The sequence below is a fragment of the Winogradskyella psychrotolerans RS-3 genome (assembly GCF_000427335.1).
Lineage (GTDB): Bacteria > Bacteroidota > Bacteroidia > Flavobacteriales > Flavobacteriaceae > Winogradskyella > Winogradskyella psychrotolerans.
In genome coordinates this window covers 1-927 of sequence record NZ_ATMR01000064.1, presented here as the reverse complement: position 1 = coordinate 927, position 927 = coordinate 1, and the positions used below count along the sequence as shown (strand labels likewise).

Annotated in this window: 1 protein-coding gene; it reads left to right on the top strand. The window is 37.0% G+C overall.

Features of this window, described 5'->3' with window-relative positions; all coding sequences use genetic code 11:
* Positions 1-180 precede the first annotated feature (180 nt).
* On the top strand, positions 181-741 hold the full coding sequence (locus tag ADIWIN_RS04905) for a sensor histidine kinase (RefSeq protein ID WP_161624665.1): 561 nt from the start codon (positions 181-183) through the stop codon (positions 739-741).
* Positions 742-927 lie beyond the last annotated feature (186 nt).

The window sequence follows — 927 nt, the reverse complement described above, 5'->3', positions numbered from 1 at the left end:
GAGGCAGCTTTATTTGCATTAGAAAGTGGAAAAATTCAGGCAGACGAGTTTATTCCTTAGCTTACTTGGTATTATTTTGAGCTTGTTCCTGCTTGGGTTTTCAGAAACCTAAAACGACAAAGGGGTCTAACCCAAATTATTAGCGCTAAAAACAAAACCATTAGCCTTCAACAAACAGAATTGAGACACCGCACTGCCAATAATATTATGCGGTTACAGAGCATTATCAAGGAAATAGCCAGAAGGGTTCCTGACAATAGCGCCCAACAGGAAATGTTAAGATCCACTCAACTCTTGTATTCAGCTGCCTCCTTGGAAAGGTATTTGTTCAGCATTGAAGACGAAAAAGAAGTTCCATTAAAAGAATTTCTGAAAGGCCTGATGCAGCAACACCGAGAAATGCTAGGCAAGGAAAAACGATCAGTGGAAATTGTTTATGAACAATCGGCTAAAATTGTTCTTCCAGTAGCATCCGTGATTCCAATCTCCATGATTTTAACGGAATGGATTTACAATAGTCTTAAATATGCTTTTGAAGGTATTGATCAACCAAAAATAACAATCGCCATTCATCTCAATGACCAACATATCAAAATTGATTATCAGGACAATGGCGTAGGAATAAAAGACCAGGCTAGTAAAGGTACCGGTACCAGGTTGATAGAAAAATTTCGCCTTAGACCTGAATGCCCGAATAGAAACCCTAGAACATCAAGGAATTCGCTATCAATTGGTTTTTAATGCAATAGGTAAAAATTTGTCATTGAAGTGATTCTATACCTCCATTCTATTTGTGAAACCCACACATGAAATTGGATCAGATTAACAACTAGCTTAACAGCTTCCCGAATTTATTTGGTAGTCTCACGATATAATTTACAAGGTTCACGAAATAAAGGGTATGAAAAATCACATAGTCTATTATAT